This is a genomic window from Kallipyga massiliensis ph2, from assembly GCF_000311985.1.
In the GTDB taxonomy this organism is placed as follows: Bacteria; Bacillota; Clostridia; order Tissierellales; family Peptoniphilaceae; genus Kallipyga; species Kallipyga massiliensis.
This window is the reverse complement of record NZ_HE978585.1, coordinates 695289-712675: the sequence shown is the minus strand read 5'-3', so window position 1 is coordinate 712675 and position 17387 is coordinate 695289. Positions and strand designations below refer to the sequence as shown.

General features: G+C 58.6%; 15 protein-coding genes. 11 read left to right on the top strand and 4 right to left on the bottom strand.

The features are described 5' to 3' along the window. Positions 1-291 precede the first annotated feature (291 nt). The 3 genes from HGKM_RS03210 to HGKM_RS03200 are packed head-to-tail and all read right to left on the bottom strand — an operon-like array spanning position 292 to position 2051. Positions 292-750 (bottom strand): immunoglobulin-like domain-containing protein, encoded by a 459-nt coding sequence (locus HGKM_RS03210; RefSeq protein WP_019133904.1) that lies wholly within the window; start codon positions 748-750, stop codon positions 292-294. Further along, entirely contained in the window at positions 750-1184 is a 435-nt protein-coding gene (locus HGKM_RS03205; protein ID WP_019133903.1) for a hypothetical protein, read from the bottom strand. The genes HGKM_RS03210 and HGKM_RS03205 overlap by 1 nt, the downstream gene beginning before the upstream one ends. Before the next feature lie 51 nt (positions 1185-1235). Beyond that, positions 1236-2051, bottom strand: coding sequence for a hypothetical protein (locus HGKM_RS03200; RefSeq protein WP_019133902.1), 816 nt, complete (start codon positions 2049-2051; stop codon positions 1236-1238). Between the two features lie 188 nt (positions 2052-2239). On the opposite strand from HGKM_RS03200, the gene HGKM_RS03195 reads away from it, so the two are divergent. The 11 genes from HGKM_RS03195 (at position 2240) to HGKM_RS03145 (ending at position 16359) form a co-directional block, all read left to right on the top strand. Next, positions 2240-3283 (top strand): ribonucleotide-diphosphate reductase subunit beta, encoded by a 1044-nt coding sequence (locus HGKM_RS03195; RefSeq protein ID WP_019133901.1) that lies wholly within the window; start codon positions 2240-2242, stop codon positions 3281-3283. A 32-nt stretch (positions 3284-3315) separates the two neighbouring features. After that, positions 3316-3810 (top strand): 5-(carboxyamino)imidazole ribonucleotide mutase, encoded by a 495-nt coding sequence (purE, locus tag HGKM_RS03190; protein ID WP_019133900.1) that lies wholly within the window; start codon positions 3316-3318, stop codon positions 3808-3810. A 100-nt stretch (positions 3811-3910) separates the two neighbouring features. Further along, positions 3911-4624, top strand: a complete 714-nt coding sequence (purC, locus tag HGKM_RS03185; protein ID WP_019133899.1) for a phosphoribosylaminoimidazolesuccinocarboxamide synthase — start codon at positions 3911-3913, stop codon at positions 4622-4624. 90 nt (positions 4625-4714) lie between these two features. After that, the gene (locus HGKM_RS03180; RefSeq protein ID WP_019133898.1) at positions 4715-6139 is read left to right on the top strand and encodes an amidophosphoribosyltransferase; all 1425 of its coding nucleotides are present in this window, start codon (positions 4715-4717) and stop codon (positions 6137-6139) included. Positions 6140-6141: 2 nt separating this feature from the next. Then, positions 6142-7248 carry a phosphoribosylformylglycinamidine cyclo-ligase gene (gene purM / locus HGKM_RS03175; protein ID WP_019133897.1) on the top strand — a complete coding sequence of 369 codons (1107 nt, stop codon included), beginning with the start codon at positions 6142-6144 and terminating at the stop codon, positions 7246-7248. Beyond that, positions 7245-7892, top strand: a complete 648-nt coding sequence (gene purN / locus HGKM_RS03170) for a phosphoribosylglycinamide formyltransferase (protein WP_019133896.1) — start codon at positions 7245-7247, stop codon at positions 7890-7892. The genes purM and purN overlap by 4 nt, the downstream gene beginning before the upstream one ends. Then, on the top strand, positions 7889-8641 hold the full coding sequence (locus HGKM_RS03165) for an IMP cyclohydrolase (protein WP_019133895.1): 753 nt from the start codon (positions 7889-7891) through the stop codon (positions 8639-8641). The genes purN and HGKM_RS03165 overlap by 4 nt, the downstream gene beginning before the upstream one ends. Continuing rightward, positions 8638-10074 (top strand): adenylosuccinate lyase, encoded by a 1437-nt coding sequence (purB, locus tag HGKM_RS03160; RefSeq protein ID WP_019133894.1) that lies wholly within the window; start codon positions 8638-8640, stop codon positions 10072-10074. The genes HGKM_RS03165 and purB overlap by 4 nt, the downstream gene beginning before the upstream one ends. 9 nt (positions 10075-10083) lie before the next feature. Next, complete coding sequence (locus HGKM_RS03155; RefSeq protein WP_019133893.1) at positions 10084-11268, top strand: phosphoribosylaminoimidazolecarboxamide formyltransferase; 1185 nt, start codon at positions 10084-10086, stop codon at positions 11266-11268. A 52-nt stretch (positions 11269-11320) separates the two neighbouring features. Next, positions 11321-12589, top strand: a complete 1269-nt coding sequence (purD, locus tag HGKM_RS03150; RefSeq protein WP_019133892.1) for a phosphoribosylamine--glycine ligase — start codon at positions 11321-11323, stop codon at positions 12587-12589. Next, positions 12586-16359, top strand: a complete 3774-nt coding sequence (locus HGKM_RS03145) for a phosphoribosylformylglycinamidine synthase (RefSeq protein ID WP_019133891.1) — start codon at positions 12586-12588, stop codon at positions 16357-16359. The genes purD and HGKM_RS03145 overlap by 4 nt, the downstream gene beginning before the upstream one ends. A 34-nt stretch (positions 16360-16393) precedes the next feature. On the opposite strand, the gene HGKM_RS03140 is transcribed toward HGKM_RS03145, so the two are convergent. Then, positions 16394-17236: a hypothetical protein gene (locus HGKM_RS03140; protein ID WP_019133890.1), complete on the bottom strand. Its 843-nt coding sequence runs from the start codon at positions 17234-17236 to the stop codon at positions 16394-16396. Between the last annotated feature and the right edge of the window lie 151 nt (positions 17237-17387).

Genomic DNA, 17387 nt, shown 5'->3' with positions numbered 1-17387 from the left:
ATAATTCCCCCTTAAATGGCTGTTTTGCTAAATAAGGAGGCTTCGCTTAGCCCCCCTGCCCCCCGGTTTCGCCGAATGAGGGGGCTTCGCTTGGCCCCCCTGCCCCTGGATTTCGCCGGATGAGGGGGCTCCGCTTGGCCCCCCTTTCCCCTGATTCCGCCGAATGAGGGGGCTTTGCTTTGCCCCCCTTCCCCTTAATTTTGCCATATGAGGGGGCTCCGCTTGTCCCTTTTTCCCAATGCGACCAGCCAGCAAATTTGCCGATCAGCTAGATTGTATTTCGATAGAAGATTATTCTTTGACCTCAAATTCCACATAAAGGCTTTTTTCCTGGGTATTAAGATTAGGATCACTGCCTTCAAGAAAATAATCCTTTTTAATCCGGTAGCTTCCTGGTTTGAGGTCGACACTTAGCAGACATTTGAATTCTTTCTTTTCCCCGGGCCGAATAATATAAGCAAGATCCTCATAGGAGATGGGATTTTCCACTACTGTCCACTCCCTCTGATTATTTCTCTCTAGAGCATAAGCTTCGCCAGTTGTGATATCATGATCACTTTGATTCTCCAAAACCAAAAGCAATTCTTTCGTTGAAGAGCGAATGTCTTTCGGATTTACGATTTCTAGAACGAGCTCACCTTTATTAACATATGGCCCAGTATCCTTATTTGAACTTCCGCAACCGCTAAGAAGAAATGAACTGACAAGGAAGAAAATGAACACCCTTGTTGTCTTCTTAAGACTCCCCATCACTTCTTCCCCTTATTGAACCGCTCCAATACCTGGTCGCTGAAGTCCTCTTCCACAGCCTGCGATTTCCGGTAGATTTCAAAGAGTTTTTCGCCCTTTTCCTCGGCTAGCTTATACATCACTCCATCCACTGCAATCGTGGTCTTGTTGTCTATGATGTAAGTCTTGCCCTTGTACCGAATTTGACCAATCCAACCTGCTTTCAGGGCTAGCCCCCTTCCAAATTTGCTAGAGTCATTCAGAAGGTCGATAATGGAGCGAATCTCCTCTTCATCGGTGATAATCTTGGCTTGGGGTGGAGAGGGCAGGGTGACAAAGAGAAGGCTTCGGTCCTCCTCATAGGTGATCTCCTTAAAGGTAAAAAGGTAAATGAATAATAGGACAAACACGAGGATCAAGAAAATGGCCGGCCAATACTTTTTTATGCTTTTCATATCTATTCTCCTTTCCTAAGGCCTTTCTCCGGAATCAACCAACAAAGCAATTTACCGATCAGGTTCCCTGTCTTTTGGATAGTAGACAAAATCAAAGAGACCATAGGCCACCGGCTCATAAAGCCTTTGCTCAGGATTGCCGTATTTCTCAAGAGCCTTAATGACAGACTTATCGTATTTATTTATCGATATCGGCTTAACTTGTAAAATATAGGATTCTTTTTCTCCATATACCAGGTGGTTAGCAATGGGAATAAAAAAGCAGGTGAGGCCTTCTTCAATGTGTTTTTTATATTCCACATCAACTGGTTCAACATCCATTCCAATTTGTAATTGTTCCGCCATGGGCAGGTAGGATTGATATTTTTCCTTGACCGCCTCTTCCGAGAAAACGCTGGCGATCGTTAAGCCCGTATGGCGGTAAAAATCAGGATCAAAAGTGATTCCCCCCTCCTCCGGGATGATGACATATGGGGTAAGTCTGATGGGCTTCATCAATGAGGATCCAATAGAAAATATCTCCTGGCCGTCAAAGTAGTATATCTTCTCTTGGAGAGGAAGGTGGTCAAGATCAACTCTTTTCCCCTCCGGATCGAATAAATAATGAATGCCGCCATCCTTCCAGTATTTGTCCTGCTCTTCCGGAGAAAATGGTTCAATTGTAGTTACATCCGTCGAAGTCGCAGGATCTTTTTCATTCACCGTTTCTTGGGAAGCTTCGACCAATTGGGATGCCTCAACTCCTACACTTCCCTTTTCCTCCTCTCCAGAACCGGATGGGGCTTTGGAAGGTGAACAGGATACGAAGAGTAGACAAATTCCCAAGATGAGGAGGCAGTGGACGACTTTCTTTTGAAGTGAAATCATGATGATCCCTCCTTTTTTGCCGATACATATTCCTTCCTTACTTATATAAATTATAGTATTTTTTCTTGGGATGCAAACATTTTCATTCCTCATCCTTCCCCCTTTCCCCTGCTCTATTTCTCCCACATCGTATATAATGGAGGCGATGGACTTAGATTCTACATCCTACATACAGAAAGGAAGTTTTCATGGAAACGATCAATAAAAAGCCCCTCTATAACCCTGATGGGGACATCTCTCTGACCGCCAGACGGATGGTCAATGGGGATACGACCAACTTAAATGACTTCAACAATCTCAAGTATGAGTGGACCTCGGACTGGTACCGCCAGGCCATGAACAACTTCTGGATTCCGGAGGAGATCAACCTGGCCCAGGATAAGAAGCAGTACCCCAACCTGCCGGAAGCGGAGCGGGTGGCCTATGATAAGGTCCTCTCCTTCCTCATCTTCCTGGACTCCATCCAGTCGGCCAACCTCCCAAACGTATCCGACTACATCACGGCCAATGAGGTCAACCTCTGCCTCCACATCCAGACCTACCAGGAGTGCATCCACTCCCAGTCCTACTCCTACATGCTGGACTCCATCTGCGAGCCCGACAAGCGGGATGAGATCCTCTACCTCTACCGGGATGATGAGTTCCTGGCCAAGCGGAACAAGTACATCGGCGATATCTACAATGACTTCCAGGAAGAAAAGACCCCCCATAACTTCTTAAGAGTCCTCGTGGCCAACTACATCCTGGAGGGGGTCTACTTCTACTCCGGCTTCATGTTCTTCTACAATTTGGCCCGGAACGGCCGGATGACCGGGTCCGCCCAGCAAATCCGCTACATCAACCGGGACGAAAACACCCACCTCTGGCTCTTCCGCAACATCATCAACGAGCTGCGGAAGGAAGAACCCTCCATGTTTACCGAAGACCTCCAAGCCGAGTACCAAGCCATGGTCAAGGAAGGGGCTGAGCAGGAGATGGCCTGGGGCAAGTACGTCATCGGCAACGATATCCAGGGGCTCAATGAGTCCATGGTGGAAGACTACATCAAATACCTGGCCAACCAGAGGGCCGTGGACATCGGCCTGGAGCCCATCTATGAGGGCCACAGGGAGGAACCCGAGTCCATGAAGTGGGTCTCCAACTACTCCAACGCCAACATGATCAAGACCGACTTCTTTGAAGCCCGGTCCACCGCATACGCCAAGTCCGGTGCCCTGGTCGACGACCTCTAAACCCGGACCGGAAAATCCAGAAAGGAAGTGTCATGAAAAAAGTTGCCATCGTCATGGGGTCCGACTCCGACCTCCCCATTGTGGAAAAAGCCACCAAGATCCTGGAGGAGCTGGAGGTCCCCTTTGAGGCTCATGTCTACTCCGCCCACCGGTCCCCGGAAGAAGCCAAGGAATTCGCCCAGACAGCTGAAGAAAAGGGCTTCGGGGTCCTCATCGGAGTCGCCGGCATGGCCGCCCACTTGGCCGGCGCACTCGCCGCCAACACCATCCTCCCCGTCATCGGCCTCCCCTGCAAGTCCGCCTGCCTGGAAGGAATGGATGCCCTCCTCTCCACCGTCATGATGCCCTCCGGCATCCCCGTGGCCACCGTGGCCATCGACGGCGGAAAGAACGCCGCCCTCCTGGCCTGCCAGATCCTGGCCCTGGAGGATGAGGACCTGGCCGACCGGCTCAAGGCCCGCCGGAAGGCCGACCACCAGGCCAACCTGGAAAAGAATAAGAAGGTGGAAGAAAAGCTCAATAAATAGTACAATAGAAGTTCCTGGAAATCGTACAAGGAAGGCCGGCCTGGACGGATCGCCCGCCCATGACCCGCCCCGCTAAGGGAGAAAGGACTGGAATCGACCTATGGAAAAGAAAGAACAACTCTACGAAGGCAAGGCAAAGAAGGTATTCCTGACGGACGAAGACGACAAGCTGATCGTCTCCTATAAGGACGACGCCACCGCCGGTGACGGTGCAAAGAAGGGCACCATTGTCGGTAAGGGCTCCATCAACAACCGGATGACCAACATCCTCATGCAGCTCCTGGAAGAAGTCGGCGTCCCCACCCACTTTGTCGAAGAACTGTCGGATACCGACACCGTCGTTAAGAAGGTTGAAATTGTTCCTCTGGAAGTCATCATGCGCAACACCTCCGCCGGCTCCTTCGCCAAGCGCTACGGCGTGGAAGAGGGCATCGACTTTGACGAACCCACCTTTGAGTTCTCCCTGAAGAATGATGACCTCCATGACCCCCTGATCAATAAGTCCCACGTCCTGGCCCTTAAGCTGGCCACCAAGGAAGAGTTGGACCGGATTGAAGAACTCTCCCGCAAGGTCAATGAGACCCTGAAAGAATTCTTCCTCAAGCACAATGTCAAGCTGGTCGACTTCAAGCTGGAATTCGGCCGCCTCCCCGACGGGACCATTGTACTCGCCGATGAGATTTCCCCGGACACCTGCCGGTTCTGGGACACCGAGACCAACGAAAAACTCGACAAGGACCGTTTCCGCCGCGACATGGGCAAGATCGAAGACGCCTACCAGGAAATGTTCCGCCGGGTCACTTCCGGTAAATAGCATTCCGACCCCGAGTCGTCCCACTGTATCTTTTTTGGGACGGCTCTTTCTTTTTCAACCACTTTCCTTTACAGAAAGGAGACCCGCCACATGGGCGCATTTTTTGGACTTGTGTCCGCCCGGGACGCCATCGAAGACGTCTTCTACGGAACAGACTACCTCTCCCACCTGGGAACCCACCGGGCCGGCATCGCCTGCTATGACCCCGAAGAAGGCCTTCAACGGGAGATCCACAACATCGAAAACACCCCCTTCCGGACCCGTTTCGAGCACGTCCTGGAAGAAATCCACGGGACCTCGGCCATCGCCTGCATCTCCGACCGGGACCCCCAGCCCCTCCTCATCCACTCCTCCTTCGGGACCTATGCCATCTGCTTCACCGGCATCCTCAACAACCAGGACGAACTGGTGGAACGCTACCTCCGGGAGCCGGGAGCCCACTTCGACGCCATCTCCGGCGGCGGGATCAACTCCTGCGAACTCATCGCCGCCCTCATGAACATGAAAGAAGACATGATCGACGGCATCCGCTTCGTCCAGGAAATCGTCGACGGAACCATGTCCCTCCTCATCCTCCAAGCCGACGGGACCATCATCGCCGTCCGGGACCTCAAGGGCCGGATCCCCGTCATGATCGGCCGGGATGAGGAAGGCTTCGCCGTCTGCTTCGAATCCTTCTCCTACCAGAAGTTGGGCTACCGGGACTACCAGGAAGTCGGCCCCGGAGAGATCGTCAAGATCACCAAAGACAAGGTCTTCCAGCTGGTCCCCCCCAGGAAGGAAGAAAAAATCTGTGCCTTCCTCTGGGCCTACTATGGCTACCCCGCCTCTGTCTACAACGGCATCAACGTTGAAGCCGTCCGGAACAGGAACGGAGCCCTCATGGCCAAGCAGGACAAGGAAAGGGGCCTCCTCCCCGAACTGGATTCCGTAGTTGGCGTCCCCGACTCCGGCATCGGCCATGCCCTGGGCTATGCCTATGAGGCCGGCCTCCCCTATGCCCGGGCCATGGTCAAGTACACCCCCACCTGGGCCCGGTCCTTCACCCCCCAATTCCAACGCCAGCGGGAGAAGGTGGCCCGGATGAAGCTGGTCCCCGTCCACGGCCTCATCAAAGACAAAAAACTCCTTTTCGTGGACGACTCCATCGTCCGGGGAACCCAGCTCCAGGGAACCGTGGGCTTCCTCTACCGAAACGGGGCCAAAGAAGTCCATATGCGGTCCGCCACACCCCCCACCATGTATGTCTGCCGTTGGCTGGGCTTCTCCCGGTCCCACGACGATATGGAACTCCTGACTCGCCGGACCATCGTTGACCTGGAAGGGGAAGAAGGACTCAACTACCTGGACGACTATGCCGACGGGGAAAGCGAGAGAGGGAAGGCCCTCCGCAAGCAGATTGCGGAACACTTCCACTTCTCCTCCCTGGAATACCAATCCCTTAAGGGACTCCTGGACTCCATCGAACTGGACCCCTGCAGGTTCTGCACCTACTGCTGGAATGGAAAGGAATAAACATGACCACCGATAAAAACCAATCCCACTCCACCGCCTATGCCCAGGCCGGTGTCGACATCACCGCCGGCTACCGGGCCGTTGAGCTCATGAAAGACCACCTGGCCCGGACCAACCGCCCCGGGGTCCTCTCCTCCATCGGAGGCTTCGGCGGTCTCTTCCAACTCCCCAAGGGTTATGAGGAGCCCGTCCTGGTCTCCGGAACCGACGGTGTCGGGACCAAGCTCAAGCTGGCCTTCGACATGGACACCCACAACACCATCGGAATCGATGCCGTGGCCATGTGCGTCAACGACATCATCTGCCTGGGGGCCGAGCCCCTCTTCTTCCTGGACTACATCGCCTGCGGGAAGAACGACCCCGACCGGATCGCCTCCATCGTCGAAGGTGTGGCCGAGGGCTGCGTCCAGTCCGGCGCCGGCCTCATCGGCGGAGAAACCGCTGAAATGCCCGGCTTCTACCCTGAAGACGAATACGACATCGCCGGCTTTGCCGTGGGCATCGTGGAAAAGTCCAAGATCCCCAACCCCGAAGACATCCAAGAAGGGGACGTCCTCCTGGCCCTCCCTTCCACCGGCCTCCATTCCAACGGCTTCTCCCTGGTTCGGAAGATCCTGGCCGACCGGGGGATCTCCCTGGATGACCCCTTCCCTATGGAGGATATCCTGGCCAAGGGACCCGGGAACCTGGGCGGGTCCTTCCTGGACCTCAACCTGGCCGGAAAGACCGTGGGCCAGGTCCTCCTGGAGCCCACCAAAATCTACGTCAAGGAAGTCCTGGATGTCTTCAAGAAAGTGACCGTCCGCTCCGTTGCCAACATCACCGGCGGAGGCTTCTATGAGAACATCCCCCGTTCCCTCCCGGACGGCCTGGGGGCCCTGATCCGGCGGGAGGCCATCCGGGTCCACCCCGTCTTCCCCTACCTCCAGGACCTGGGCGGTGTGGATGACCACGATATGTTCAACACCTTCAACCTGGGCGTGGGCATGGTCCTGGTCCTTCCGGAAGATTCGGCCGACCAAGCCCAGACCATCCTAAGAGAGGACGGCCTGGCCGCCTACCGCCTGGGCAAGGTCGTCCGGTCGGAAGAAAGGGTGGCCTTCGAATGAGAGACCGGGCCCGGATCGCCGTCCTGGTCTCCGGAGGCGGGACCAACCTCCAAGCCCTCCTGGACCGGGAGAAGGCCGGTGACCTCCCCCATGGCGAGATCTGCTTGGTGGTCTCCAACCGGAAGGGGGCCTATGCCTTGGAGAGGGCCCGGAAGGCGGACCTCCCCGCCCTCTATATTCCCCGGAAAAAGGGGGAAGGCCCGGCCTTTGAAGAAAAACTCCTGACGGCCCTAAAAGAGGAAGCGATTGACCTGGTGGTCCTGGCCGGCTTCCTGGCCATCCTGTCCGAAGACTTCCTCCGGGCCTTCGCCGGCCCCATCCTCAACATCCACCCCTCCCTCATCCCCTCCTTCTGCGGTCCCGGCTACTACGGGCTCAAGGTCCATGAGGCGGCCCTGGAAAGAGGAGTCAGAGTAACAGGGGCCACGGTCCACCTGGTCAACGCCGAGCCGGACGGGGGGCCCATCCTCCTCCAAAAGGCCGTGGAGGTCCGTCCGGACGACAGCCCCGAAACCCTCCAGAAGCGGGTCATGGAGGAGGCCGAATGGATCCTCCTCCCCCGGGCCACGGAAGACCTGGCCCGGGAGATCGTGACCAGGAGGTCCGGCGAAAAAAACAGCGAAAGACGAGAGGAGAGACCATGATGGACTTTATTGCAAGCAAGAAGACCCTGGCCCAATGGGTCCAGGGCAACCCCTACCCCGGCCGGGGAATTTTCCTGGGCCTGACCCCGGATGGGAAGAAGGTCCTTTCGGCCTACTTCATCATGGGCCGGTCCAAAAATTCCCGGAACCGGGTCTTCCGCCTGGATCAAGGCCAACTCTACACCAAGCTCTTCGATGAATCCCTGGTGGAGGACCCCTCCCTCATCATCTACCGGGCCACGGCGGCCTATCCCGACCACTTCATCCTGACCAATGGGGACCAGACCGACACCATTGTGGACTTTGAAAAAGAGGGAAAGACCTTTGACCAGGCCCTCTTCTCCCGGACTTTTGAACCCGACGGGCCCAACTGGACCCCCCGGATTTCCGGCCGGGCCGACTGGACCCAACAGACGGAAAATATTCCCTTTACTTATGAGATGGCCATCCTCAAGGCCCAGGACCCGGAAGGCGGGGCTTGCTCCCGGTCCTTCTTCCACTTTGAGGCCCGGGCCGGTCTGGGCCACTTCCTTTCTACTTACCAAACGGACGGGGACCCCATCCCCTCCTTCCAAGGAGAGCCGGTCGCCCTCCGGATCGAAGACGAATCCCTGGAGGACTTCAGCCGGGCCCTTTGGGCGGGCCTGGACAGTGAAAATAAGGTGGCCCTCTATGTCCGGACCCAGGACCTGGCCACCGGCCGGGTGGAAGAGATCATCACCAATGCCCGGGAAGGAGAAGATCAATGACTCAAAACCATGATGCCTACCAGTCCCCCTATTCTGCCCGCTATGCCTCGGCCGAGATGGAATTCCTCTTCTCGGACAACTACAAGTTCCGGACCTGGCGGAAGATGTGGATCGCCCTGGCCAAGGTGGAAAAGGACCTGGGCCTGGACATCAGCGAGGAACAAATCAAGGAAATGGAAGACCACGCCGAGGACATCGACTATGAGGTTGCCCGGCAAAAGGAGAAGGAAATCCGCCACGACGTCATGAGCCACGTCTTCGCCTTCGGCCAGGTGGCCCCCAAGGCCCGGCCCATCATCCACCTGGGCGCCACCTCCTGCTATGTGACGGACAACGCTGAACTCCTCCAGATCTACGATGCCTCCCAGCTGGTCCTCAAGAAGTCCGCCCAGGTCGTGGCCAACCTGGCCGACTTTGCCGACCGCTACAAGGACCTCCCCTGCCTGGGCTACACCCACCTCCAGCCCGCCCAGATGACCACTGTGGGCAAGCGGGCCTGCCTCTGGATCAACGACATGGTCCTGGCCATGACCTTCCTCCAGGACCTCCTGGACCGCTTCCGCCTCCGCGGGGCCAAGGGAACCACCGGAACCCAGGCCTCCTTCCTGGCCCTCTTTGATGGAGATGAGGACAAGGTCAAGGCCCTGGACAAGGGCGTGGCCCGGATCCTGGGCTTCGAGGACACCGTCCCGGTCTCCGGCCAGACCTACTCCCGCCAGGTGGACTTCCACTACCTGGCCGCTATGGCCAACTTCGCTATGGCCGCCTCCAAGTTTGCCAACGACCTCCGGATCCTCCAATCCTTCGAGGAGATGGAAGAGCCCTTTGAGAAAACCCAGGTAGGGTCCTCCGCCATGCCCTACAAGCGGAACCCCATGCGGTCGGAGCGGATCACGGCCCTGGCCCGCCACGTCATGGTCAACGCCCTCAACCCCGCCGTCACGGCCTCCTGCCAGTGGTTCGAGCGGACCCTGGACGACTCGGCCAACCGCCGACTCTCCATCTCTGAGGCCTTCCTGGGCGTGGACTCCATCCTCAACATCTACATCAACGTGACCCAGGACCTGACCGTCTACGACAAGGTGGTCCACCGCCGGGTCATGGAAAAGCTCCCCTACATGGCCACGGAGAACATCATGATGGCCTCGGTCAAGCGGGGCAAAGACCGCCAGGCCATCCATGAGAAAATCCGGGAACACGCCCACGCCGCCACCCGGAAGGTCAAGCTGGAGGGGGGAGAAAATGACCTCATCGCCCGCCTGGCCGAGGATCCCGACATCCCCCTGACCCTGGAGGAAATCCAGGCCCACCTGGACCCCAGGGATTATGTGGGTCGGGCCCCCGCCCAGGTCACCGACTATCTCCGGGGCGAGGTCCGGGACATCCTGGACCGCTACCACAAAACCGTCATCGACGAAGAACTCACCATATAGGAGGCAAGTGTGAAAAAACTGGAACTCAAATATGGATGTAACCCCAACCAAAAGCCCGCCTTCCTCTCCATGGAGGACGGGTCCGACCTCCCCATCGAGGTCCTCAACGGCCGGCCCGGCTATATCAACGGACTGGACGCCCTCAACGCCTGGCAGCTGGTCAAGGAGCTGAGGGAGGCCCTGGACCTCCCGGCCGCCACTTCTTTTAAGCACGTCTCCCCCACCTCCGCCGCCGTCGGCCTCCCCCTTTCTCCGGAACTCAAGAAGGCCTGCTTTGTGGAGGGAGTGGAGGGGCTGGATGACTCCCCCCTGGCCCAGGCCTATGTCCGGGCCAGAGGGACCGACCGCCTCTCCTCCTTCGGGGACTTCGTCGCCCTCTCCGATCCCTGCGATGAGACGACGGCCCGATTGATCAAACGCGAAGTCTCCGACGGGGTCATCGCCCCGGGCTATGCTCCGGAAGCCCTGGACATCCTCAAGGAGAAAAAGGGAGGAAACTATGTGGTCTTGAAGGTGGATCCCGACTACCAGCCCCCTGCCGTCGAGACCAAGATGGTCTTCGGCGTCACCTTCAGCCAGGGTCACAACACCTGCAAGGTCACCCCCGACCTCTTCCGAGAGATCCTGACTAAGAACAAGGACCTCCCCCAGGAAGCCATCCGGGACCTGACCATCGCCCTCATCGCCCTCAAGTACACCCAGTCCAATTCCGTGGCCTTCGCCTACCAGGGCCAGACCATCGGGATCGGGGCCGGCCAACAGTCCCGGATCCACTGCACCCGCTTAGCCGGGGATAAGGCCGACACCTGGTTCCTCCGCCTCTCCCCCCAGATCCTCTCCCTCCCCTTTAAGAAAGGGCTCAAGCGGCCCGTCCGGGACAACGTCATCGACGGCTACATCAACCGCAATGAGGAGGATGTGACTGCCGAGGGGAACTGGCAAAAGTACTTTACGGAAAGACCCCGGCCCCTGACCGATGAGGACAAGCGGGCCTACCTGGACGAGATCACCGGGGTGGCCCTGGGGTCCGACGCCTTCTTCCCCTTCGGCGACAACCTGGAGCGGGCCAAGAAGTCCGGCGTATCCTACGTCGCCCAGCCCGCCGGGTCCATCCGGGACGATGACGTCATCCGGGTGGCCGACCGCTACGGCATGGTCATGTGCAAGACCGGCCTCCGCCTCTTCCACCACTGATTCGTTTCTGAATTTTTCCCCTATCCCCATCCATGCATGAAAAGGAGTCCTCATGAACATCCTCTTAGTCGGCGGTGGCGGCCGTGAACATGCCATTGTAAGAAAACTTCGTGAAAACCCCAAAGTCCGGACCATCTGGGCCCTGCCGGGCAACCCCGGCTACGGGATGGATGCCGACTGCATCGACATCTCGGCCGAGGACCTGGACGGAGTCTGTGAATTAGCCCAAGAAAACCCTGTAGACTATGCCGTCGTCTCCCCCGACGACCCCCTGGTCATGGGCCTGGTCGACCGCCTGGAAGCCCTGGGCATCCCCTGCTTCGGCCCCAATAAGGCAGCCGCTGAGATCGAGGGCTCCAAGGCCTTCTCCAAGGGCCTCATGGAAAAATACGGTATCCCCACGGCCAAGTTCAAGGTCTTCGACGACCTGGACCGGGCCCTGGCCTTCATCGACCAAGTCGGCGCCCCCCTGGTAGTCAAGGCTTCCGGCCTGGCCAAGGGCAAGGGGGTCATGATCTGCCCGACGGAAGACCAGGCCCGGGAGGCCGTCCGGGCCTGCATGGTGGAGGGGAAATTCGGCAAGTCCGGCGAAACCTGCCTGATCGAAGAATTCCTGGAAGGACCGGAAGTGACCGTCCTGACCTTCACCGACGGAAAGACCCTGGTCCCCATGGTCTCCTCCATGGACCACAAGCGAGCCTTGGACGGGGACAAGGGCCTCAACACCGGGGGCATGGGCTGCATCGCCCCCAACCCCTACTATACGGATGAGGTGGCCAAGACCTGCATGGAAACCATCTTCCTCCCCACCGTGGAAGCCATGAACAAAGAAGGCCGTCCCTTCAAGGGCTGCCTCTACTTCGGCCTCATGCTGACCAAAGACGGCCCCAAGGTCATCGAATATAACTGCCGGTTCGGCGACCCCGAAACCCAAGTGGTCCTTCCTCTCCTGGAATCCGACCTCCTGACCATCATGGAGGCCGTGACTGAGGAGCGGCTGGACCAGGTCGAAGTCAACTTCTCCAAGGATGCCGCCTGCTGCGTGGTCCTGGCCTCTGAGGGCTATCCCCAAGCCTACCAGACCGGCTACCCGGTCACCGTTTCCGAGGAGGTCCTGGACAAGGTCCACTTCGCCGGCGTCCGCCTGGAGAGGGAGTCCCTCCTGACCTCCGGCGGCCGGGTCTTGACCGTGACCGACCGGGCCAAGACCCTGGACCAGGCCATCAAAAAGGCCTACCGGTCCATCCAAGACTGCCACTTTGACCATGCCTACTACCGAAAAGATATTGGCCAAGAGGCCTTGAAAGCGAGGTTATCATGATCTTTCGCCGCTACGTTGAAAAAAAGCCCGGCCTTCGGAATGAGGAGGATCGGATCCTCTCGGATGCCCAAACCCTCTACGGGATCGATGGCCTGGAGGAAGTCCGCCTCCTCAAAAGATACGATGTGGACATGGCCTCCGAGGACCTCTTTGACCTGGCCCTGGAGGAGGTCTTTTCCGACCCCCCGGTCGACCTGACCTACCAAAGCCTAGATGAGGCCCAAGACGGACGGAAGGCCGACTTCATCCTGGCCGTGGAAGCCCTCCCCGGCCAATTCGACCAAAGGGCCGACTCCGCTGAGCAGTGCATCCAGATGCTCCTGGGCGGTGACCGCCCCCGGGTCCTCTCCGCCCAGGTCTACCTCTTCTATGGGGCCCTGACCGAGGCCGACCAGGCCAAACTCCGCCGCCTCCTCATCAACCCCGTGGATTCACGGGAGGCCGGCCTGGACAAGAAGGAAAGCCTGGCCATGAAGATCACCCCCCCGGACCCCGTCCGGATCTTGGAGGGCTTCCGGGCCATGGACTCCGCCGCCCTGGACGCCTTCCGGGAGGACCGGGCCATGGCCATGGGCTTGGACGACCTGACCCTGATCCAGGACTACTTCAAGAAGAAGGACCGGGACCCCAGCGAGGCCGAGTTGGGCATCCTGGACACCTACTGGTCCGACCACTGCCGCCACACCACCTTCAACACCGTCCTGGACCAAGTCACTTTTGAAGACCCCCTCCTGGAAAAGTCCTATCAGGACTACCTGAAAACCCGGGAGGAACTGGGCCGGACCAAGCCCATCACCTTCATGGACCTGGGAACCATCGCCGGCAAGGCCCTCCGGGCCCAAGGCAAGCTGGACGGCCTGGACGCTTCCGAAGAAATCAACGCCTGCACGGTCAAGATTCAAGTCACCATCGATGGCAAGGAAGAGCCCTGGCTCCTCCTCTTCAAAAATGAGACCCACAACCACCCCACAGAGATCGAGCCCTTCGGCGGGGCCGCCACCTGCATCGGCGGGGCCATCCGGGACCCCCTGTCCGGCCGGGCCTACTGCTATGGGGCCATGCGGGTGACCGGGGCGGGCGACCCCCTGACCCCGGTGGAAGAGACCCTGGAAGGCAAGCTCCCCCAGATCCAAATTTGCCGAGAAGCGGCCCAGGGCTACTCCTCCTATGGGAACCAGATCGGTCTGGCCACGGGCCAGGTTCGGGAAATCTACCACCCCAACTATGTGGCCAAGCGGCTGGAAGTGGGCGCGGTGGTCGCTGCCGTTCCGGCGGAATTGGTTCGCCGGGAGACCCCCCATCCGGGCGACCCCATCATCCTCCTGGGTGGACGGACCGGCCGTGACGGGATCGGCGGAGCCACCGGGTCCTCCAAGGCCCAGAAGGTGGACTCGGCGGAAACCGCAGGGGCCGAAGTCCAGAAGGGGAATGCCCCCGAGGAAAGAAAGCTCCAGCGCTTCTTCCGCAACCCCAAGGCCGTCAAGATGATCAAGCGCTGCAATGACTTTGGAGCCGGCGGGGTTTCCGTGGCTATCGGCGAGCTGGCCGACGGGTTGGAAATCGACCTGGACAAGGTCCCTAAGAAGTATGAGGGCCTGAACGGGCTGGAACTGGCCATCTCCGAATCCCAGGAGCGGATGGCCGTCTGCATCGACCCTGAGGACCTGGAAGAATTCCTGGCCATGGCCCATGAGGAAAACCTGGAAGCCACCCAGGTGGCCGTGGTCACCGAGGAGCCTAGGGTCAAGATGACCTGGCAGGGCAAGACCATCGTGGACCTGGACCGGTCCTTCCTGGACGAAAACGGAGCGGACAAGCACATCACGGTGGAAACCGCCAAGTTCACCCCCTCCTTTGCCGGACTGGTGGAGGACCCCAAGGACTTCGCCTCCGCCATGGAAGAGGTGGTCACCAACCTGAACGGAGCCTCCCAGCGGGGCCTGGCCGAATCCTTCGACGCCACCATCGGCAAGGGGACCGTCCTCATGCCCTTCGGCGGTCAAAACCAGCTGACCCCCCCGGAGGCCATGGTCCAGAAGATCTCCGTGGAAAAGGCTGACACCGAGGACGTCTCCTTCATGGCCTGGGGCTTTGACCCCTACCTGACCGCCTCCTCCCCCTACCACGGGGCCTACTATGCGGTGGTCGATTCCCTGACCAAGCTGGTGGCCACGGGGGCCGACCTAGAAGAGACCTACCTCTCTTTCCAGGAGTACTTCCTCCGCCTGGACCAGGACCCCAAGCGCTGGGGGCTCCCCATGGCCGCCCTCCTGGGTGCCTACCAGGCCCAGATGGACTTCGGCCTGGCCGCCATCGGGGGCAAGGACTCCATGTCCGGCTCCTTCGAAGACCTGGATGTCCCCCCCACCCTCATCTCCTTTGCCGTCACCACCGGCAAGCTGGACCGGGTCCTCTCTCCGGAATTCAAGGGCCCCGGCCACAAGGTCTACCTCCTCTCGCCGAAGAAAGACGACAACCAACTTCCCGAAACCGACTCCCTCCGGGCCCTCTTCGACTATGTCGATGAAGCCAACCGGGCGGGCAAGATCCTGGCCGCCGGGACCCCCGACATGGGCGGGATCGCCCACAAGGTCTTTGAAATGGCCCTGGGGAACGGGATGGGCTTTGTCTATGAGGAACGGGACCTGGCCGCCCTCTTCGACCGGACCTACGGCTCCTTGATCCTGGAAGTCCGGGAGGACCTGGCCCCCTCCGAGGCCTTCGACCTGACCCTCCTGGGCCGGACCACCGATGACCGGACCCTCCAATATAAGGATGAGGTCCTGGACCTGGCCGACCTCCTGGCGGCTTATGAGGATACATTAGAGGAGGTCTATCCCCTGGAAGGGCCCGAGATTGGCGAAGCCGACCTCCCAGCCCCCAAGGCCAAGGCCCCTGCCGACAACCCCATGTCCCAGGTCCGTGCCAAACTGTCCCAGGTTCGTCTCAATTCCTCCCAGGCCCGTCCCAAGGTCCTCATCCCGGTCTGCCCGGGCACCAACACCGAATACGACGCCGCCCAGTACATCCGGGAGGGAGGCCTGGAACCCCAGGTCTTCGTGGTCCGCAACCAAACGAGCCGGGACATCGCCGAATCCACGGAGGCCTTCCGCAAGGCCCTGGACCAGGCCCAGGTCCTCTACCTGCCCGGCGGCTTCTCCGGCGGGGATGAGCCCGACGGGTCGGCCAAGTTTATGGCCTCCTTCCTCCGCAATGAAGGCATCGCCCAAGCCATCGAAGACCTCCTTTATAAACGGGAGGGTCTGGCCCTGGGCATCTGCAACGGCTTCCAGGCCCTGGTCAAACTGGGCCTCCTCCCCTACGGTCACATCACCGACCCCAAGGAAACCGCCCCCACCCTGACCTACAACCGGATCGGCCGCCACCAATCGCGGATCGTCAACCTCCGTGTGGCCTCCACCGACTCCCCCTGGCTCCGCTTCCTGGACCCCGACCGCCTCTATAAGGCCCCCATCTCCCACGGGGAAGGCCGCTTCCTGGCCCGGGATGAGGACGTCCAAGCCTTCTTCCGGAATGACCAGGTTGCCTTCCAATACGCCGACCCCGATGGCCGGCCCTCCATGGACATCGCCTTCAATCCCAACGGATCCACCGCCGCCATCGAAGGCCTCATGGCTGCCGACGGCCGGATCTTGGGCAAGATGGGCCACACCGAACGCTCCGGCTCCGGCCTCTACCTCAACGTTCCCGGGACCTACGATATGAAGTTCTTCCAGGCTGCCAAAGCCTACTTCGATCAGGAAATCTAATGCCGGCCCCCTTCGGGGCCTCGTGACTGGACCGCTAAAGGACCTCCCTTTGGCGGTCCTTTTTTTGCCTTGGCCGGGCTCCGGGAGGAACCAAAGGCATAAGGAAGTCTTGAATCAAGTCCTTGACCCGGTCGTAGTCCACGCTCAGCTTTCCCCCTTCAAAGGTCACCAGGAGCCGCCGACCCAGCCCGATCCCATTTTTCTCATAGATCCGGATCTTCTCAATCGTCCTCATCGTATAGTCCTCATCCCCCATGAGGCCATGGTGCTCCCAATAGATTTCCTCCTCAGTATAGGGATTGAAGAAGGTGAAGTCGGGATAGAAGATGACCCCGTCCTTGAGGACCAGGGGGCATTCGTATTTGTAGGTGATGCCCATCTGATCAAAGCGGTCACAGAGTATTTTTTCCGTCTTGGATCTCACCCGCTTTCCCTGGTAAGTCAGAATCAAAGGATCCTCTGGTTTGAAGGGGAGCCCCTGGTAGGTCCTCTTCTTCCAATCCGCCAACTTCTGAAAGAGAGGCTTCTGGACCGGTCGAATCAAACTCCTCCTCTCCGGCGACAAGGTCAGAAATTGGTCATCCACCAGACGGTCAATCTCATCATTATCCAAATCCTCTCTTTCTAAAGAAGAAATAAGCCTTTCCACCGACCGATTATAGGTCTGCTGGGCCAAATGCCGAGCCAAATCCATCTCATGAATAGAAATATAATGACGTTGAATCTTTCCCTCTATACGGACCCGGTGATAATACTGACTTGTCCCCCGCCCACGCCGGATATAGAGATTTCCCTCGATTTCCTCCACTTTAATCGACTCCAACCCCTTTTTTAAGGCTCCAATTTTATCATTCTTCCGATCTCGCTTTCTATTCAAGACTCCTCCTTGTCTCCAATCATCATTCATCGGATTATCCCTTACATTTTGACATAAACTTCGTCCCGGATCTGTTCCAAAAACCTTAGTCTATATGCCCATACCGGTCCTCTTGACAAGATCCCCTTTTGGAGAGGTAGCCTCATACCGG

Coding starts and splice junctions, on each gene's coding strand:
- HGKM_RS03210 (WP_019133904.1), bottom strand. CDS start 750: ATGGGGAGTCTTAAGAAGACAACAAGGGTGTTCATTTTCTTCCTTGTC.
- HGKM_RS03205 (WP_019133903.1), bottom strand. CDS start 1,184: ATGAAAAGCATAAAAAAGTATTGGCCGGCCATTTTCTTGATCCTCGTG.
- HGKM_RS03200 (WP_019133902.1), bottom strand. CDS start 2,051: ATGATTTCACTTCAAAAGAAAGTCGTCCACTGCCTCCTCATCTTGGGA.
- HGKM_RS03195 (WP_019133901.1), top strand. CDS start 2,240: ATGGAAACGATCAATAAAAAGCCCCTCTATAACCCTGATGGGGACATC.
- purE (WP_019133900.1), top strand. CDS start 3,316: ATGAAAAAAGTTGCCATCGTCATGGGGTCCGACTCCGACCTCCCCATT.
- purC (WP_019133899.1), top strand. CDS start 3,911: ATGGAAAAGAAAGAACAACTCTACGAAGGCAAGGCAAAGAAGGTATTC.
- HGKM_RS03180 (WP_019133898.1), top strand. CDS start 4,715: ATGGGCGCATTTTTTGGACTTGTGTCCGCCCGGGACGCCATCGAAGAC.
- purM (WP_019133897.1), top strand. CDS start 6,142: ATGACCACCGATAAAAACCAATCCCACTCCACCGCCTATGCCCAGGCC.
- purN (WP_019133896.1), top strand. CDS start 7,245: ATGAGAGACCGGGCCCGGATCGCCGTCCTGGTCTCCGGAGGCGGGACC.
- HGKM_RS03165 (WP_019133895.1), top strand. CDS start 7,889: ATGATGGACTTTATTGCAAGCAAGAAGACCCTGGCCCAATGGGTCCAG.
- purB (WP_019133894.1), top strand. CDS start 8,638: ATGACTCAAAACCATGATGCCTACCAGTCCCCCTATTCTGCCCGCTAT.
- purD (WP_019133892.1), top strand. CDS start 11,321: ATGAACATCCTCTTAGTCGGCGGTGGCGGCCGTGAACATGCCATTGTA.
- HGKM_RS03145 (WP_019133891.1), top strand. CDS start 12,586: ATGATCTTTCGCCGCTACGTTGAAAAAAAGCCCGGCCTTCGGAATGAG.